Origin of the sequence: Pseudomonas sp. PDM30 (assembly GCF_019218985.1) — a bacterium.
GTDB classification, from domain to species: Bacteria; Pseudomonadota; Gammaproteobacteria; order Pseudomonadales; family Pseudomonadaceae; genus Aquipseudomonas; species Aquipseudomonas jessenii.
Window position 1 is genome coordinate 209,813 of sequence record NZ_JAHUWM010000003.1, and the last position, 18,336, is coordinate 228,148.

The following is an 18,336-nucleotide window of genomic DNA, read 5'->3' on the forward strand; positions in this document are numbered from 1 at the left end:
TGACTTTGCGGTCACCTTTTTTATAGCGGTCGATCAGTGTGTTGAATACTTCTTCAACAAGCGCTCGGGAGGGGGCTAGGGTGGCGCCAGAATTATAAAAAAGGCGCACCACAATGACTGCAATGACGCACTGTCTGGACCGCCCTGGCTTCCTGCCCCGACTGTCGTCCCATCATCTGTCCCGCGAGCGACTGATCGAGCCCATGCTGGTCTCGGTTGCGCGGGTGAAGTTGCTTTGCGCACCGGCCGGTAGTGGCAAGAGCGCGTTGCTCACCGAATGCCTGCTGCGGGCGCCGGAGCACGCTCGGATCTGTTGGCTGCCGCTGGCGGGGGCGTCGTTGAGTGCAGCCGATTTACTATTGCGCCTGACGCAAGCGCTGGGTCTGCCCTCGACGGATGAGCCCGGGCTGTTGGCGCATCTGGCCCGATTACAGGCACCGACCTGGCTGTTTATCGATGATTACTGTCGAGCACCCAATCCGGAACTCGACCGGATGCTCGATCGCCTGTTGGCCGTCGACAGCCCGGCGCTGACCTGGTGGCTGAGCTCCCGTCGACGACCACCCTGCAACTGGCCGCGGCTGCTGCTCGATGATGAGTTGTACGAGTGCGAAGGCCGGACGCTGGCGTTTACCGAGGCCGAGGTCGGGCAGTTGCTCGGTCATGTCGAGCCGGCCCTGGCGGCACAAACCGCCAAAAGGGTGGCTCAGCGCAGTGGTGGCTGGTGCGCTGGCGTGCGGATCGCATTGCTTAATGGTTGTCCGTGGTCGGGTGAGCAGGGGCGTTCGGCGACATTGCTCGATTATCTGCAACACGAGTTGTTCAACACCTTGCCGTCGGAGTTGGTTGAGGTCTGGAAGGTGTTGGTTCATCTGCCACGCTTCAACGCCAGCTTGTGCGAGCATCTTTTCGGTACGGGTGAGGGCGCGCAGTGGTTGCACGCGTTGCAGGACATGGGCTGCTTCATTGAACCCTGGGAAGACTCCGTCGAGTGGTTGCGGGTCTTCGAGCCACTGGCCCGGGAGATGCGTGAAGAACTGACCCCGGCCGGGCGGTCCTGGCATCGCCGCGCGTGCCAATGGTTCAGCGCCGAAGAAGACTGGCAGGGCGCCTTCGAGCAGGCGTTGCTGGCGCAAGAGCACGAGGTCGCGGTCAGCCTGTTGCAACACTTCAGTTTTGAGCATCTGTTCAAGCGTCAGAACGTCAGCTGGTTACTCAAACTGCACGAGCAGCTGGGTGAACAGTTGACCCTGGGCACGCCGCAACGGGTGGGGTTGATCACCGCGGCGTTGCTGTTTGCCGGGCGTTTCGAGCAGGCGGCTGCCTGCATTGGGCAACTGTCCCGATTTGCCCCGCAACCGACGGCATCCTTGCAACGCCAACTGCTGGCGCGTTGGCAGGCGCAACAGGGTTGGTTGCTGCATTTGCAGGGACGCCTGCCGGCGGCACGGGCGCATTTTATCGAGGCGCTGGACGAACTGGCGGCCGAGGCGTGGCCCGCACGATTGTTGTGTCTGTCCGGGCTGACCCAGCAGGCACTGCTCAACGCCGACCTCGATGCCGCCCAGGCCTTCAATCGTGATGCCCTGTGCCTGGCGCGGGCGCAAGGCTCGTTGCTGTTTGAAGGCTTGCTCGAACTCGATCATGCGCAGTTGCTGGAGCAGCGTGGCGCACCGCGGCGAGCAGGGCAGTTGCTGGCCGACATCCATGAAATGCTCGGACGGCAGGCTGATCGACCGACGCCGCTGCTGGGACGAATCGCCCTGCGGCGTGGGCGCTTGGCCTTGTGCCAGGGCCAGGATGAATTGGCCGGTGAATGTTTTCAGGCGGGCCTCGATGACTGCCTCCACAGTCAGGACAAGCATGTCCTGTACGGGTTTCTCGGGCAGGCGCAACTGGCGGCCAACCAACGTGATTACGCCCATGCATTTGATCGTCTGCGCGAGGCCGAACGGTTGATGCAGCAACGGCAGATCCCCGACACGGTTTATCGCGGCGTGCTGCTGCAAATCAGCAGTCATTTCTGGCTGCAACAAGGGCGCCCGGAGCTGGCCCGGGAAGCGCTGACCCGGGTCTTGCGTCATTATCGTGGGGCCAACGCGCGCCAGGCACCGCCGGCCACGCTGCAACTGATTGCGCGTATCGAATACCAGTTGGTGTTGGCCGAGACTCAACTGCAACTGGTGCAACGTCCACTGGATCGACTCAGGGCGTTACTCGAACACGCGCAACAACACGCCATGCTGGCGCTGGAAACGGAGCTGCAATTGGCAATCTGCGAAGTGGCGGACCTGACGGGTGAGCCGGACACGGCTCACGCAGCGCTGGAGGCCGGGCTGGCGTTGGTCAAGCGTTGTCAGGGACAACAGGCATTGCGTGATTTGAACTTGCGACAGCCGAACCTGATCTGTCGTTTGCAAGGAGAGGAGACGGTGACCGCACTGACCCTGGATGCCAGCCTGCTAAGTTGTCGGGAGCTGGAAGTGCTCGGCCTGATTGCCCAGGGTAATTCCAATCAGCAAATTGCCGAGCAGCTGTTCATTTCGCTGCATACGGTGAAAACCCATGCCCGGAGAATCCATAGCAAATTAGGTGTTGAACGTCGAACGCAAGCGGTGGCGATGGTCAAGAAGTTGGGCCTGATCCTGCCCGCCTGATCATCGCCGCTGCGTTCAGGCTGTCGATGAGTCGGGCTCAAAGCCCATGCGCCAGCTCACGGCGCGGGTGGCGGCTAACAAACGCTGCGCCGCCGGGCCGTTTTCATCGGCATGAAACAGCGAGGTCGGCCCGACCACGGTCAGTACTGCCGTGATCCTGCCCATGGCGTTGAACACTGGTGCCGACAAGGCATCCACTCCGGGCATCAAGAGACCATGCACATGATGCAGGCCCCGATGGCGGATCTGTTCGCACATCGTTGTGTAGGCCTGATCATCCGCCAAGGCGTGGGCGGTAACGTTTTGCAGTTCCTGTTCACGCAGATCCACGGTTTCACGCGCAGGCAGGTAGGCGCCAAACACCAGTCCCGTCGAAGAGCTGAGCAATGGCAACACCGAGCCCAGTTGTGTCACCACGGTCACCGCACGCACCGCCGGTTCGATATGCACCACGGTCGCGCCCTGATTGCCCCACACCGCCAGGAAACAGGTTTCGTTCAAGTCATCGCGCAGTTCAGCCAGGGGCAGGGCGGCGACTTTCAGCACGTCCATACTGTTGAGTGCCGCCAACCCTACGCGCAGGGCTTCGCGGCCCAGGCCGTAATGGTTGGTGGCGGCGTTCTGTTCGGCGAATCCGCTGGCGATCAAGGCCTGCAAATAGCGGTGAACCTTGCTCGCCGGCATCTGCACGTGTTCGGCCAGGCGCGACAGCGAAGTCGAAGGCGACAACTCGGCCAGGGCCTTGAGGATGTCGGTGCCAACCTCGGCCGAGCGGACTTTCTGTTTACCGTTGTTGTCGCTGGTTTTTTCCATGGTGGCTGGGATCCCGGGACGAATGGGCGTCTTTATAGCTTGACGGTCAATACCAATCAAATTACGTTATGCGTAATCAAATTACGATAAAAACAACCCAGGCGTGCCTCGACCTCTGCAACAGAGCGAGCGGCCACTGCCGACTCCCTGTTCAGGAGGCTCCATGAACCCCGATTCAACGACGCCAGCGCTGGCCTACCTGTCAGGCTTCGGCAACGAATTCAGCAGCGAAGCGTTGCCCGGCGCATTGCCTGTCGGCCAGAACTCCCCGCAAAAAGCCCCGTACGGCCTTTACACCGAACTGTTCTCCGGCACGGCGTTCACCATGGCGCGCAGTGAAGCGCGGCGGACCTGGATGTACCGCATTCAGCCGTCGGCCAATCATCCGGCATTCGTCAAACTGGATCGGCAACTGGCCGGTGGCCCGCTGGGTGAGGTGACCCCCAACCGCCTGCGCTGGAACCCGCTGGACATTCCCGCCGAGCCGACCGATTTCATCGACGGCCTGGTGAGCATGGCCGCCAACTCGGGCGCAGAAAAACCGGCCGGGATCAGCATCTACAACTACCGCGCCAACCGTTCCATGGAACGCGTGTTCTTCAACGCGGACGGCGAAATGTTGCTGGTGCCTGAACTGGGGCGCCTGCGCATTGCCAGCGAACTGGGCGTGCTTGAACTCGAGCCGCTGGAAATTGCCGTACTGCCACGTGGCCTTAAATTCCGCATCGAACTGCTCGACCCGCAAGCTCGCGGTTACGTCGCCGAAAACCATGGCGCACCGCTGCGTCTGCCGGACCTGGGACCGATTGGCAGCAATGGCCTGGCCAATCCGAGGGACTTTTTGACCCCGGTGGCGGCCTACGAAAACCTGCAACAACCCACTACGCTGGTGCAGAAATTCCTCGGCCAGTTGTGGGCCTGCGAGCTCAATCATTCGCCGCTGAACGTGGTCGCCTGGCACGGTAACAACGTGCCGTACAAATATGACCTGCGCCGATTCAACACTATCGGCACCGTCAGTTTCGATCACCCCGATCCGTCGATCTTCACCGTGCTGACGTCGCCGACCAGCGTTCACGGCCTGGCCAACCTCGACTTCGTGATCTTCCCGCCGCGCTGGATGGTGGCCGAGAAAACCTTCCGTCCGCCGTGGTTCCATCGCAACCTGATGAACGAATTCATGGGGTTGATCCAGGGCGAATACGACGCCAAGGCCGAAGGCTTTGTGCCCGGCGGTGCTTCGTTGCACAGCTGCATGAGCGCCCACGGTCCCGACGGAGAGACTTGCACCAAAGCGATCAACGCTGAGCTAAAGCCGGCGAAAATCGACAACACCATGGCGTTCATGTTCGAGACCAGCCAGGTGTTGCGCCCAAGCAGTTTCGCCCTTGATTGCCCGCAACTGCAAAACACCTACGACGCCTGCTGGGCTACGCTGCCCGCCACTTTCGACCCGACCCGGAGATAACCCATGACGCAGACTTCCATCACTCGCAGCTGGGTTGCATCCGCCAACGGCCACGCGGACTTTCCCCTGCAAAACCTGCCGCTGGGCGTGTTCAGCCTCAACGGCTCGGCACCGCGCAGTGGCGTGGCGATTGGCGAGCATATCTTTGATCTGCAAGCGGCCCTGGAGGCCGGATTGTTCGATGGCGCCGCGAAGGCTGCCGTCGAGGCCACCTGTGGCGGCCAGTTGAATGCGTTCTTCGAACTGGGCCGCGAGGCTCGCGTCGCGTTGCGCGAGCGTTTGCTGGAACTGTTCGCCGAGGGCAGCACCCTGCACGGCAAGATCGAAGCCCAGGGCGCAAAACTGCTGCCACTGGCGGCGGATTGCGAGATGCACCTGCCGGCGAAAATCAACGATTACACCGACTTCTATGTCGGTATCGAACACGCGCAGAACGTCGGCAAACTGTTCCGCCCGGACAACCCGTTGCTGCCGAACTACAAGTACGTGCCAATCGGCTACCACGGTCGTGCGTCGACCATTCGCCCGTCCGGTACCGATGTGCGCCGCCCGAAAGGCCAGACGCTGCCGGCCGGTCAGAGCGAACCGACGTTCGGCCCTTGCGCGCGCCTGGACTACGAACTGGAACTGGGCATCTGGATCGGCCAGGGCAACGACATGGGCGACTCGATTGCCATTGGCGACGCTGCCGATCACATCGCCGGTTTCTGCCTGCTCAACGACTGGTCGGCACGGGACATCCAGGCCTGGGAGTACCAGCCGCTGGGGCCGTTCCTGTCGAAAAGCTTCATCACCAGCATCTCGCCGTGGGTGGTCACCGCCGAAGCGCTGGAGCCGTTCCGTCGTGCCCAGCCTGCACGTCCCCAAGGCGATCCGCAGCCGCTGCCGTACCTGCTCGACAAGCGCGACCAGGCCGCTGGCGCGTTCGACATCGAACTGGAAGTATTGCTGCTCACCGAGGCCATGCGTGAACAGAACCTGCCAGCTCATCGCCTGACCCTGAGCAACACCGGGCACATGTACTGGACCGTGGCACAAATGGTCGCGCACCACAGCGTCAATGGTTGCCAATTGCAGGCTGGTGACTTGTTCGGCTCGGGCACGTTGTCGGGGCCGCAGAGCGGTCAGTTCGGCAGCCTGCTGGAAATCACCGAAGGCGGTAAAAAGCCGATCGAACTGGCCTCGGGCGAGGTGCGTAAATTCCTTGAGGACGGTGACGAAATCATCCTGCGCGGCCGTTGCCGCCGCGACGGTTTTGCTTCCATCGGTTTCGGCGAATGCCGCGGCAAAGTGCTGCCGGCGCGCTAACAGGAGCGGGGCATGGAACTCTATACCTACTACCGTTCGACATCTTCGTACCGGGTGCGTATCGCGTTGGCGCTCAAGGGCCTGGATTATCAATCCTTGCCAGTCAACCTGATCGCACCGCAGGGTGGAGAGCATCGTCAGCCGCCTTATCTGGGCATCAACCCGCAGGGCCGCGTGCCGGCCTTGCGCACCGATGAAGGCGAGTTGCTGATCCAGTCTCCCGCGATCATCGAGTACCTGGAGGAACGTTATCCACAGGTCCCGCTGCTGTCCAAAGACCTGGCTGCCCGTGCTCACGAGCGCGGCGTGGCGGCAGTGATCGGCTGCGATGTGCACCCGCTGCACAACGTCAGCGTGCTCAATCGGCTGCGCCAGTCGGGCCACGACGAACCGCAGGTGGTGGAGTGGATCGGTCACTGGATCGGCCAGGGGCTGGCCACGGTGGAGCAGTTGATCGGTGATGACGGTTACTGCTTCGGCCCCGAACCCGGGCTGGCGGACGTCTACCTGATCCCGCAGCTGTACGCGGCCGAGCGTTTCAATGTTTCTCTTGAGGCTTATCCACGCATCCGGCGAGTGGCGGCATTGGCGGCGACGCACCCGGCGTTCATCAAGGCGCATCCGGCGAACCAGCCAGACACGCCCTGAAACCTCACACCGTTCCAATGTGGGAGCGAGCAGGCTCGCTCCCACAATGATTTGTGATCAGTGAACGATGGAGTTGGGCGGCAAATGCCCCAACCGCTCCGTCAGGCGAATCCGCTGGATCGGATCGTCGCTGAGCAGCAGCGCATGCTCCAGGTCAAAACGCTCGGCGTTCGGACAGTCCAGCCGTTGGTACAGGCTGGCCCGGGCCAGATAGTCGGCGGCGCTGGCGTTGCCCAGTTCCAGGACGCGTTCGGCGTCGATCAAGGCATTGATGACGTCGTCGTGGGACAGGTACAACTGGCGCAGGTTGCGCGACAGCCGTTGCAGCATCTGCACTGGCTCGGCGGTTTCCAGGTGCTCGGCGCTGAGCTTGATGTTCGGGCCGTACTGGCGGAGCAACAACTCCCGACAATCGTTGGGATAAAGGCGACGGCCGCCGCAGGGGTCGAGCAAATGATCGGCGCCCGGCACCCGCAGCAGGAAATGCCCGGGGAAGTTGACCCCGACCATGGGAATTTCCAGGCCCTTGGCCAACTCCAGCGCAATCAGCCCCAGCGTCAAGGGTTGCCCACGTCGGCGTTCCAGTACTTTGTCCATCAGTGCCACTTGCGGGCGCAATGGCGTGAAGTCGTCCTGGGCGAAGCCAAGGTCATTCATGCGCCGCAGCAGCGGTTGGGCCAGTTCACTGACCGGCAGCATCGGTAAGCCACCACTGACCCGCTGTTGCAACGCCTGGAAATCGGCCAACAGTGCTTGCGGCTTCACCTCGCTATCGTGCTCGGCCGCAATCCACAGTGCCGCCTCGAACAGCGCGGGCGGTGAACGTTGCAGACAGGCGAAGAACGATTGGCGCGGGGTCATCAAAATCTCCGGGCAATGCCTCGTTTTAGCCCCCTCTCCGGCATTCGTCCAGTACCGTACAAGAGCGACCACGGGTTATTTCCGAAAGCCTGCATCGGGGCCGTGCTTATTCCGGTGCGCTTCTGCAATTTTTGGGCGCAAGCCTATACTGGCGACTACAAGAAGTGATTCGGGAGCCCTACGATGTTCGCTCTCATGCAAAGCACTCGCCTTGAATCGCTGCATCTGAGCGTTGACTCGGTCACCGGGTTGAAGGCGGTCATTGCCATTCATAACAGCCGGCTGGGGCCTGCCCTGGGTGGTTGTCGTTACCTTGCCTATCCCAGCGACGAGTCTGCGGTCGAGGATGCGGTGCGCCTTGCCCAAGGCATGAGTTACAAGGCGGCACTGGCCGGCCTGGCCCAGGGCGGCGGCGTGGCGGTGATCATTCGCCCCGTTCATGTGGCCAACCGCGCGGCGCTGTTCGAAGCCTTCGGGCGCTGTATCAATCAGCTCGACGGGCGCTACATCACGGCCATCGACAGTGGCACCTCAGTGGCGGACATGGATTGCATCGCCCAGCAGACCCAGCATGTCACCAGCACCACCGCGGCGGGCGACCCTGCGCCACACGCGGCGATGGGCGTATTCACCGGCATTCGCGCCACAGCGATGGCGCGACTGGGCAGCGATAACCTCGAAGGCCTGCGCGTTGCCATTCAAGGCTTGGGCAACGTTGGTTATGCCCTGGCAGAACAGTTGCACGCCGCCGGGGCCGAACTGCTGGTCAGCGATATCGATCACGGCAAGGTGCAACTGGCGATGGAGCAACTCGGGGCTCACCCCATCGCCAACGACGCACTGCTCAGCACGCCTTGCGATATTCTTGCGCCGTGCGGTTTGGGCGGGGTGCTCAACAGCCACAGCGTGACGCAACTGCGCTGCTCGGCAGTGGCCGGTTCGGCGAACAATCAGCTGACCCATCTGGATGTTGCCGACCAACTGGAACGTCGCGGCATCCTGTACGCACCGGATTACGTGATAAACGCCGGCGGACTGATTTACGTGTCGCTCAAGCACCGCGGCGAGGAACTGTCGACCATCACCGCGCACCTGTCGAAAATCAGCTCGCGCCTGACTGAAGTGTTCGCCCACGCCCAGGCGGAAAAACGCTCCCCCGCGCGGGTGGCCGACGAGTTGGCGGAGAAGGTGTTGTACCGGTGAAACTGGCATGAGTTTTCCACAGGCATGAAAAAGACCCTGGGTCATTCGACTCAGGGCCTGTTCAATTCGGGCTTTGCCTATTTGGCGGCTTTTGGGGCCTTGGCAGGCTTGGCCGGGGTGACCGGCTCAGCGGCCTCAACGACCTCGGTTGCCGCAACAGGTTGTGCGACTTCAACCGGTGCGCTGAGCAGTTCGGACAGGGCGTCCGGCTGGCTCTTGAACGCCTTGGCGAACACGTCGCGATTTTTCGCCATGTAGATCCCGGCTTCTTCCACTTGCTGCTCGGTCAGGGACGGAACGGCTTTTTGCAACACTTCAGCCAGCAATTCGGCCAGTTCGAGCATTTTGTCATGACGGTCAGCTTCGGCTTTATCCATGAACAAGCGCTCCAGATCTCGGCTGCTGCGGTATACCACTTCGACGGCCATTCACCACCTCACATGCCTTCACATTGGTTGTCGATTTCGACTACTGTATCTATATACAGCTAAAGGATAAGCGAATCCCTGCCTTTTGGGTAGTGGCTTTTTAATGTAGACCGAATTCGGGATTTGTCAGGCGGGGCGCTGCACAGGTGCGACCAAACGCCACGGCGCACAATCCCGAGCGGCTCGCCATCATGGGCTGGCCTTTTTTCTGCATGCAGAAAAACCGTCACGTCCAACCCGCATCATCCGGTCGAGCCGACCTAAGGAAGCATCATCGTGAAAATCAACTGGGCCGAAAAACTGCGGCAGAACGTGCATGAACTGGCCGAGTCCCTGGGCAATCTGTTTGTCGAAACCTTTCACTACCTGGCGCTGTTCGCCATTGGTGCGGTGACCGCATGGGCGGCGGTGATGGAATTTCTCGGGATGATCGAAGAAGGGCACATCAAGATCGATGACATCTTGCTGCTGTTCATCTACCTGGAACTGGGGGCGATGGTCGGGATTTACTTCAAGACCAACCACATGCCCGTGCGCTTCCTGATCTACGTGGCGATCACCGCGCTGACGCGGCTGCTGATTTCCAACGTATCGCACCACAACCCGCCGGACCTGGGGATCATCTACCTGTGCGGCGGGATTCTGCTGTTGGCGTTTGCGATTCTGGTGGTGCGTTACGCTTCGTCGCAATTTCCTTCGGTGAAGATTGAGAACCCGCACCGCAAAACAGGTAAGGGCTCCAGTGAACATCCGGAAGTAGAAAAGGGCGAGCTTTAAAGCCCCATGGTGGGTCGGTGGCGGTCACTGGCTGGTGGGGGCAGGTTGCGCGTGCCGTCGTCGGTCATTGATTCGAGGATGGCCACGGCGCAGTGGCCCTGCTCGATGGCAATGCCGAACTGAATGCTTTGCACCAATCGTTTGAGGCGCTCGGGGTCATTGCGTTGTTCGGTGCTGATCATGCGTTTGGCCACCACGCGGCCACTGTTGGACAGGGTCAGCATGATGCGGCCGTCCAGGCCCTGAATGCTCAGGTTGATCTGGTAATCCGCTGCAAAGGCATCGGTAATGAGCTGGAAAGGGTTGTCCATGATGCGTCACCGCCTGATTGAACGTGCAGTTGTTGACCGGCCATGATCGGGTTGGTTCGCAACGCCAGACCACCGGCCATCTCGCCATCATTGTTCCAGCATGGAAGTAGCAAGGCCCATGCCGGAAAATTGTCGGACAAAAAACACGTTCTGTAGGAGCGAGCCTGCTCGCGATGGTCGTGAACGATAACGCGTCAAACCAGATGGTTTGCGGCGCCTGAGGGTTTTTCGCGAGCAAGCTCGCTCCTACGGGGGGCCGCGTTTTCTGCACGTTTCAGGGCAATTAACCTCGACGTGCCTCCAAAACGGTCAACATTCCACCCAGTTCACCGCCAGTCCGCCCCGCGACGTCTCTTTGTACTTGTCATGCATGTCGGCCCCGGTGTCGCGCATGGTGCGGATCACCCGGTCCAGGGAAATGAAGTGTTTGCCGTCGCCGCGCAGGGCCATTTGCGTGGCATTGATGGCCTTGACCGCGGCGATCGCGTTGCGCTCGATACACGGCACTTGCACCAGTCCGCCAACCGGGTCGCAAGTGAGGCCGAGGTTGTGTTCCAGGCCGATTTCGGCGGCGTTTTCCAGCTGCTCCGGGGTGGCGCCAAGCACCTCTGCCAGGCCTGCGGCGGCCATGGCGCAAGCGGAGCCGACTTCGCCCTGGCAGCCGACTTCGGCTCCGGAGATCGAAGCGTTTTTCTTGCACAGGATGCCGACGGCAGCTGCACCCAGGAAAAATGCGACCACGTCATCGTCAGACGCATCGGCATTGAATTTCATGTAGTAGTGCAGCACCGCCGGAATGATCCCCGCCGCGCCGTTGGTCGGCGCCGTGACCATGCGCCCGCCGGCCGCGTTTTCTTCGTTCACGGCAAGGGCGTACAGGTTGACCCATTCCATCGCTGACAAGGTGGACGTAATGACATTCGGCTTGCCGATTTCCTGCAGGCTGCGATGCAGTTTCGCCGCTCGACGCGGAACACTCAGGCCGCCGGGCAAGATGCCTTCGTGGCGCAAACCCTGCTCGACGCATTCGCGCATCACCGACCAGATATGCAACAGGCCCTGGCGGATTTCCGCGTCACTGCGCCATGCCCGTTCGTTGGCCATCATCAGTTCGCCCACCCGCAGCCCGTGCTCGTTGCAGAGTTTGAGCAGTTCGGCGGCGCTGGAGAAATCGTAAGGCAGCACCACGTCGCCGGCCGGCGCGATTCCGGATTCGGCTTCGGCTGCTTCGATGATAAAACCGCCGCCCACCGAGTAGTAGGTCTGCTCGAACAGTTCGCCGGTTTCACCGAAGGCTGTCAGGGACATGGCGTTGGGGTGGTAGGGCAGGCTTTCGTCCAGTAGCAGGAGATCGCGTTGCCAGTCGAAGGCAATTTGCGCAACGCCTGCCAGGCACAGTTTGCCGGTTTCGCGCAGGGTGTGAATGCGGCTGTCGATGGTGGTTGGATCGATGCGGTCGGGCCACTCGCCCATCAGGCCCATGACGCAGGCGCGGTCCGTCGCGTGGCCGACGCCGGTCGCTGAAAGAGAACCATAGAGGCGGATTTCCACGCGTCGCACGTCGCTCAGAAAACCGTGATCGACCAGCGCTTGGGCAAAGGTTGCGGCAGCGCGCATCGGACCGACGGTATGGGAACTGGACGGGCCGATACCCACTTTGAAGAGATCGAAAACACTGATAGCCATGCTAAAGCCTGTACACGCAATGGAAGGGAAATCGCTGCCATTTCTGTAGGACAAGCGCAATTTAGGCGATACTGCCTGTCACGAGCCTGCGTGACCAACGAAAATTCCTAAGACATCCTTTAGCAGGACTAAACGATGAGCCGTCAATTACACGCCCAGACGTATGTCTGGCTGAACGTGTTTGCCTGTGCCGCGCGGCACCTGTCGTTCACCCGCTGCGCCGAAGAGCTGCACATCACACCGGGGGCGGTCAGCCAGCAGATCCGCCAGTTGGAAGAACGCCTGGGCTTTCGCCTGTTTCACCGCCGCGCCCGCGGAGTGGAGCTGAGCGCAGAGGGTCAGCGTCTGGCCATTACCGTCAACGAGGCCTTTGGCAGCATCGACTCGGAATTGCGGCGACTGGACGCGGGCATGATCAGCGGGATTCTGCGGGTGCGTTCGATTCCGTCGTTCCTGAGCAAATGGCTGACGCCGCGACTGCCGCGTTTGCAGCAGCGTTTTCCGGACATCCAGTTGCGCCTGGTGGCCGAGGACAGCAGCGTGCCGTTGCATGAAGGTGACTTCGACCTGGCGATCGACCTGAACGACGGCAGTTATCCGGGACTGTTATCCACAGCCTTGCTTGATGAACAGATTTTTCCGGTGTGCGCGCCGAGCCTGTTGCGTGGTCGTCCACCACTGCATGGTCCGGCGGACCTGATGCACTTTCCCTTGCTGCACGACATCACCGCCTGGCGCGGCAGCTACGAGTACGCGGAATGGGAGTTTTACCTCAATGCCATCGGCTTCGAGGGGGCGGATGTGCGACGCGGGCATACCTTCAATCGCAATCACCTGACGATCGAAGCGGCCATCGCCGGGATGGGGGTGGCGATTGCCCGACGGACACTGCTCAACGATGAGCTGGAGCGCGGGGCGTTGATCGTGCCGTTCGGCCTGGCGGTGCCCAATCACAAGCGCTACATGCTGCTTTACGCACCCGGGGCGTTGAGCCATCCGGGTGTGCGCGCGGTGCACGATTGGTTGGTGGAGGAGGCGGGTGCTTTTCGCAGCCTGCACCCGTTGGGGGAGCGGCAAATGTGAGCAATTATTACGTAAGAGCAGGGCGACCCAACTCCCGACCTTAACAGCGCTTTTACCGGTTGTCCGACTTTTTTTGCGATTGAAAATTTATCTTTTTTAGGGGGTTGAATTGTTCAGCGTACAGACCGATTGTGTAAGTAAGAGGTCACGGTGATGACGCCCAAGGGCTTAGCTGACCGGCCTCTCGCGAGCTAGCTGAAATAAGGGATGAACTATGCAAATCCAAGTCAATAGCGATAACCATATTCAAGGCAGTAAACGACTGGAGGAGTGGGTACGTACGACCATTGAGAGCACGCTCGAACGCTACGAAGAGGACCTGACACGAGTCGAGGTTCACCTGCGGGACGAGAACGGCGACAAGCCGGGTCCCCACGACATGCGCTGCCAGCTGGAGGCGCGGCCAAAAGGCCATCAACCGATTTCCGTCACCCATAAAGCCTCCACCATGGAGCAGGCGATCGACGGAGCGGCTACCAAACTTGAACATGCGCTGGAGCATATGTTCGGCAAATTACGCGGCAAACGAGCCAATGTGGTGCCCATCGAGAGTGCCGCCCATGCCGACCATCTGCTGGAAGAAGAGTTTCTTGAGAACGAACAGGCAGCGCTTAACGGCTGACACCTGATTCACTTTTTTACCTTCCCATGAAAACGGGCCTGCATTGCAGGCCCGTTTTGTTTTCGGTGGCTTTTGGATTCCATGGCTATGCCATTGGTGCAACCAACGGGCGTAATAAAGGGCTGCACCCGATCCTTTTGCATATGAGAATATTTATCATTAATATTGCGGCCTTTCCGGTCCCCTGACGCTGTCGTGGCCTCCCCGGTTTTCAGGTCGAAACATGAACGATGATCACTCCGCCCCCGAACCCCACGATATCGAGCGCGATCAACAGCGCGGGGACCGTGCGTATTTTCTCCAGGTGTTTCTCTCCCAGCGTTCGCAAATGGAAGCACTGGTGAGCCGGCGTGTCGGTTGTCGGGCGACGGCGGCTGACCTGGTACAGGATTTGTTCCTGCGATTCTGGCGGCGGCCGTTGGTGCAAGTCGAGGAACTCAGCACCTACCTGCTGCGCTGCGCCGGCAACATCGCCATCGATCACTTGCGCAGTGAAGGCACGAGGGTCCGGGCCAGCGAAGGTTTGATGGTGGAATCACCAGACAGCCATGGCAGCGGACCGCAAGCGGCGCTGGAGGCGGGCAACGATCTGCGCCATGTCGAAGCCGCATTGCGCGCCTTGCCGGAGCGTACGCGGCAGATCTTCTTGCTCAATCGCATTCACGGCCGCAAATACGCCGAGATCGCCAAGGCCATGGGCTTGTCCCAAAGTGCCGTGGAAAAACATATGATGCGCGCCCTCGAAGCCTGCAAGGCCAGCCTTCGGGAACCCGAACCGCGTACGCCAGGGACAGCACCGTGAACGACTTCAAACGCGTCACCCCGACGCCGGCGCAGGAGCAGGCCGCGCTGGCCTGGCTGAGCCTGTTGCATGACCAGCCCAACAGCGGTGACCAGGCGACGTTCAGCCAATGGTTGCAGGCCGACCCCGCCCATGCCGAGGCCTATGCCCGGGCGCAGGTCCTGTGGGAGTTGAGCGAAGGACCGGCGCGCACACTCGCCGATGAAGACGCTTTTGCCTTGCAGGGCTATCTCAACGCCATGGACAAGCCGCGGCGCAGCACGCTCGGGCGCTGGTCCGGTACGCTGGCGATGGCCGCGTGTCTGCTGTTGATGATCAGTGTCGGTACAGGCTGGCAGCCTATGCGTTGGATTGATGCACTGGGGGCGGATTACGTCTCGGCACCGGGGGAAATTCGCACCGTTACCCTGGCCGATCAGTCGCAGGTGACACTGGATGCCGACAGCGCCATCGCCGTGGATTTCAGTCGCGGTGAGCGGCATGTGCAACTGCGCCGCGGCGCCGGCTTTTTCAGCGTTACCCATACCGGCGAGCCGTTTGTGGTGGACGCCGAGAAAGGCCAGACGCGGGTCCTGGGCACGCAGTTCGAAGTCCGTTTGCAGCCCCACGGTGCACAGGTCACGGTGCTGTCGGGACGGGTCGGCGTGACGGCGCACCAGAAAGCCGATCAGCAAGTGCTCACCGCCGGCCAGCAAGTGGCCTATGGCGAAGGCTCGGCGCAAACACTCCACTCGGTGGACAGCGAAGCGCAGTTGGCATGGCGCCAGGGCTGGCTCAATTACTACAAGGCGACGTTGGCCGATGTGGTACAGGATTTGGCGCGCTATTACCCCGGACGGATCGTGTTGCTCAATGATGAACTGGCGATGCGCCGGGTCAGTGGCAGCTTTCCGAGCAGGAACCCGCAGGCGGTGTTGAATTCGTTGCAGGGGGTGTTGGGGTTTGAGCAGCATCAGGTTTTGGGGCATCTGATTATTCTGCGCTAAAGCTGTTGGCCTCTTCGCGGGCAAGCCCGCTCCCACAGGGTTACGTGTTGCCCCAATATTTTGAGCAACTCAATACCTGTGGGAGCGAGCTTGCTCGCGATGACGGCAGATCAGACACCCAACCACTCAAATAAAAATATTTTCAGTTTTTGCTGAGGTAAACCCGATTGCCATCCGTGTAGTGACTGAAACTGCGAGTCATTCGCATCCGTTGCGGTTCTACACAGGTCATGAGTCATGAAGTCCAGGGCAAAATCGGGTTCGGTCAAACAATGGTTGGGTGTGTCTGCGTTGAGCTTTTCGGCATTGGCCTTGTTGCCGCTGAGCGTAGCGCTGGCCGAAGAGGCAGGCAGCAGTCAGTCGCGTGGGCAATTCAATTTTGCGCTGGCCGCCAAACCGTTGCCCCAGGCCCTGAGTGATTTCAGCCGAGTGACCGGCATCAGCGTCGTCTACACCGATGAGGCGCCGTACGGTCTCAATGCGCCGGCCATCAATGGCCAGATGAGCGCCGAACAGGCTCTGCAACGTCTGCTCACTGGTTCGGGCTTGACGTTCCGTCGCACCGACGGCCACACCATTGCACTGGAACCACGGCCGACTGAAGGGGCGTTGAACCTGGGCGCGACCACCATCACCTCGGTGATGGATGACTCCATGAGCTATCAACCGCCACCCATCACTTCAGTGATGCGCTCCTCGGCCCCCGTACAGGAGATCCCGCAGACGATCAACGTCGTTCCGGCCCAGGTCATCCGCGACCAGGCGCCGCGCAATCTCGATGACGCGCTGGCCAATGTCAGCGGCATCACCCAGGCCAACACTCTGGGCAGCACCCAGGACTCGGTGATGGTCCGTGGCTTTGGCGACAACCGTAACGGCTCGATCATGCGCGACGGCATGCCGATCGTACAGGGTCGTGGCCTCAACGCCAGCGTGGACCGGGTCGAAGTGCTCAAGGGCCCGGCCTCGTTGCTCTATGGCATCCAGGATCCGGGTGGCGTGGTCAATATGGTCAGCAAGAAGCCCGAACTTGAGCGGTACAACGCGCTGACCGCGCGCGGTTCGAGCTATGACGACGGCAAGAACGGCAGCGGTGGCAGCCTCGACAGCACTGGGGCCCTCGGCGATTCCGGACTGGCCTACCGCATGGTGCTGGACTACGAAGACGAAGATTACTGGCGTAACTTCGGTGTGCATCGCGAGAGCCTGATCGCGCCGTCGCTGGCCTGGTACGGCGAAAGCACCAAGCTGCTGTTCTCCTATGAGCACCGCGAATTCCTCACACCCTTCGACCGCGGCACGCTGATCGATCCACGGACCAACCATCCGCTGGACATCTCGCGCAACGAGCGTCTCGACGAACCGTTCAACAACATGGAAGGGCGCTCGGACCTCTATCACTTCGAGGCCGATCACGAACTCAACGACAACTGGAAAGCCCATTTCGGCTACAGCTATAACCGCGAAACCTACGATGCCAGTCAGGTGCGCGTGACCGCCATCGACACCAAAAAGGGCACCCTGACCCGCAACATGGACGGCACCCAGAATGCGATCAGCACCGACCGGTTCACCACCGCCAGCCTCGAAGGCAACGTGAATGTGCTCGGCATGCAGCATGACCTGCTGTTCGGTATCGACGATGAGTACCGCAAGATCTACCGCGAAGACCTGATCCGCCAGAAAAGCCTGACCACATTCAGTTACGTCAATCCGGTTTATGGTCGGGAAGTGCCGGGCACCACCGTCAGTGCGCCCGACAGCGCACAGACCGATGAACTGCGCAGCGATTCGGTCTTCCTGCAAGACTCCATCCACCTCACCGACCAGTGGATTCTGGTGGCCGGCGCGCGTTTCCAGGCGTACGACCAGTACGCCGGCAAAGGCGTACCGTTCCACGCCAATACCGACAGCAACGGGCAGAAATGGGTGCCGCGCGCGGGCCTTGTGTACAAATACACCGATGCCTTGTCGTTCTACGGCAGCTACACCGAGTCGTTCAAACCCAACTCGACCATCGCGCCATTGAGCGGCAGCAGTACCGTGCTTGACGGCGGTATCGCTCCGGAAGAAGCCAAGTCCTGGGAGCTGGGTGCCAAGCTTGATCTGCCGGGCCGCGTTACCGGCAACATCGCACTGTTCGACATCAAGAAGCGCAATGTGCTGGTGGCCAACGCCGAAGGTCCGACCACGATTTACAGTGCCGCCGGTGAAGTGCGTTCCCGTGGCCTGGAAGTGGACCTGAGCGGTCAGCTCACCGATCGCTGGAGCATGATCGGCAGCTACGCCTATACCGATGCCGAAGTCACCGAAGACCCGGATTACAAAGGCAATCAGTTGCAGAACGTGGCGAAGAACAGCGGCTCGTTGTCGGCCGTCTATGACTTCGGCAGCGTCATTGGCGGTGATCAACTGCGGGTCGGCGCCGGGGCGCGTTATGTGGGTGAGCGCGCGGGCAACGCGGTGAACGATTTCGACCTGCCGAGCTACACCGTGGCCGATGCGTTCGCCACCTACGACACCAGGGTCGAAGGGCAGAAGGTCAAGTTCCAGCTCAACGTGAAGAACCTGTTCGATCGCACCTACTACACCTCGGCGGCGAGTCGGTTCTTTGTGTCGATGGGGGATTCGCGGCAGGTGACGTTGTCGAGCACCTTGGAGTTCTGACGATAGACCGTGTCAT

15 protein-coding genes and 1 pseudogene are annotated in these 18,336 nt (G+C 60.9%); 11 read left to right on the top strand and 5 right to left on the bottom strand.

Annotation, left to right across the window (positions count from 1 at the left end):
- Positions 1-113: 113 nt before the first annotated feature.
- Positions 114-2,657 carry a LuxR C-terminal-related transcriptional regulator gene (locus KW840_RS08350; protein ID WP_218494941.1) on the top strand — a complete coding sequence of 848 codons (2,544 nt, stop codon included), beginning with the start codon at positions 114-116 and terminating at the stop codon, positions 2,655-2,657.
- Positions 2,658-2,672: 15 nt separating this feature from the next.
- On the opposite strand, the gene KW840_RS08355 is transcribed toward KW840_RS08350, so the two are convergent.
- Entirely contained in the window at positions 2,673-3,470 is a 798-nt protein-coding gene (locus KW840_RS08355) for an IclR family transcriptional regulator (RefSeq protein WP_218494942.1), read from the bottom strand.
- Positions 3,471-3,633: 163 nt separating this feature from the next.
- On the opposite strand from KW840_RS08355, the gene hmgA reads away from it, so the two are divergent.
- The 3 genes from hmgA to maiA are packed head-to-tail and all read left to right on the top strand — an operon-like array spanning position 3,634 to position 6,894.
- Complete coding sequence (gene hmgA, locus KW840_RS08360) at positions 3,634-4,938, top strand: homogentisate 1,2-dioxygenase (RefSeq protein ID WP_218494943.1); 1,305 nt, start codon at positions 3,634-3,636, stop codon at positions 4,936-4,938.
- Positions 4,939-4,941: 3 nt separating this feature from the next.
- Complete coding sequence (fahA, locus tag KW840_RS08365) at positions 4,942-6,246, top strand: fumarylacetoacetase (RefSeq protein ID WP_150812783.1); 1,305 nt, start codon at positions 4,942-4,944, stop codon at positions 6,244-6,246.
- A 12-nt stretch (positions 6,247-6,258) separates the two neighbouring features.
- On the top strand, positions 6,259-6,894 hold the full coding sequence (gene maiA / locus KW840_RS08370; protein WP_057716383.1) for a maleylacetoacetate isomerase: 636 nt from the start codon (positions 6,259-6,261) through the stop codon (positions 6,892-6,894).
- A gap of 57 nt (positions 6,895-6,951) precedes the next feature.
- Here the strand turns inward: maiA and KW840_RS08375 are convergent, their stop codons facing one another.
- Entirely contained in the window at positions 6,952-7,755 is an 804-nt protein-coding gene (locus tag KW840_RS08375) for a SirB1 family protein (protein ID WP_218494944.1), read from the bottom strand.
- Between the two features lie 183 nt (positions 7,756-7,938).
- On the opposite strand from KW840_RS08375, the gene KW840_RS08380 reads away from it, so the two are divergent.
- Positions 7,939-8,958 carry a Glu/Leu/Phe/Val dehydrogenase dimerization domain-containing protein gene (locus KW840_RS08380; protein ID WP_057716381.1) on the top strand — a complete coding sequence of 340 codons (1,020 nt, stop codon included), beginning with the start codon at positions 7,939-7,941 and terminating at the stop codon, positions 8,956-8,958.
- Between the two features lie 188 nt (positions 8,959-9,146).
- On the opposite strand, the pseudogene KW840_RS08385 reads toward KW840_RS08380, so the two are convergent.
- Positions 9,147-9,386 (bottom strand): annotated as a pseudogene (locus KW840_RS08385) (YebG family protein); the annotation flags it as partial.
- Between the two features lie 276 nt (positions 9,387-9,662).
- Here KW840_RS08385 and KW840_RS08390 point away from each other — a divergent pair.
- Entirely contained in the window at positions 9,663-10,163 is a 501-nt protein-coding gene (locus KW840_RS08390; RefSeq protein ID WP_057716379.1) for a phosphate-starvation-inducible protein PsiE, read from the top strand.
- Here KW840_RS08390 and KW840_RS08395 read toward each other — a convergent pair.
- Both KW840_RS08395 and KW840_RS08400 read right to left on the bottom strand, forming a co-directional pair.
- The gene (locus tag KW840_RS08395; protein ID WP_218494945.1) at positions 10,160-10,474 is read right to left on the bottom strand and encodes a DUF3509 domain-containing protein; all 315 of its coding nucleotides are present in this window, start codon (positions 10,472-10,474) and stop codon (positions 10,160-10,162) included. The two genes, KW840_RS08390 and KW840_RS08395, sit on opposite strands and share 4 nt — an antisense overlap.
- 309 nt (positions 10,475-10,783) lie before the next feature.
- Positions 10,784-12,160, bottom strand: a complete 1,377-nt coding sequence (locus KW840_RS08400; protein WP_218494946.1) for an L-serine ammonia-lyase — start codon at positions 12,158-12,160, stop codon at positions 10,784-10,786.
- A gap of 135 nt (positions 12,161-12,295) precedes the next feature.
- Between KW840_RS08400 and KW840_RS08405 the strand changes: the two genes are divergently transcribed.
- The 5 genes from KW840_RS08405 to KW840_RS08425 all read left to right on the top strand — a co-directional run bounded on the left by KW840_RS08405 (position 12,296) and on the right by KW840_RS08425 (position 18,320).
- Positions 12,296-13,243, top strand: coding sequence for a LysR substrate-binding domain-containing protein (locus KW840_RS08405; RefSeq protein WP_057716376.1), 948 nt, complete (start codon positions 12,296-12,298; stop codon positions 13,241-13,243).
- A gap of 214 nt (positions 13,244-13,457) precedes the next feature.
- Positions 13,458-13,865: an HPF/RaiA family ribosome-associated protein gene (locus tag KW840_RS08410; RefSeq protein WP_057716375.1), complete on the top strand. Its 408-nt coding sequence runs from the start codon at positions 13,458-13,460 to the stop codon at positions 13,863-13,865.
- 223 nt (positions 13,866-14,088) lie between these two features.
- On the top strand, positions 14,089-14,667 hold the full coding sequence (locus KW840_RS08415; protein WP_218494947.1) for an RNA polymerase sigma factor: 579 nt from the start codon (positions 14,089-14,091) through the stop codon (positions 14,665-14,667).
- Positions 14,664-15,653: a FecR family protein gene (locus tag KW840_RS08420; protein WP_218494948.1), complete on the top strand. Its 990-nt coding sequence runs from the start codon at positions 14,664-14,666 to the stop codon at positions 15,651-15,653. The genes KW840_RS08415 and KW840_RS08420 overlap by 4 nt, the downstream gene beginning before the upstream one ends.
- A 237-nt stretch (positions 15,654-15,890) precedes the next feature.
- Positions 15,891-18,320 carry a TonB-dependent receptor gene (locus KW840_RS08425; protein ID WP_218494949.1) on the top strand — a complete coding sequence of 810 codons (2,430 nt, stop codon included), beginning with the start codon at positions 15,891-15,893 and terminating at the stop codon, positions 18,318-18,320.
- Positions 18,321-18,336: the final 16 nt, after the last annotated feature.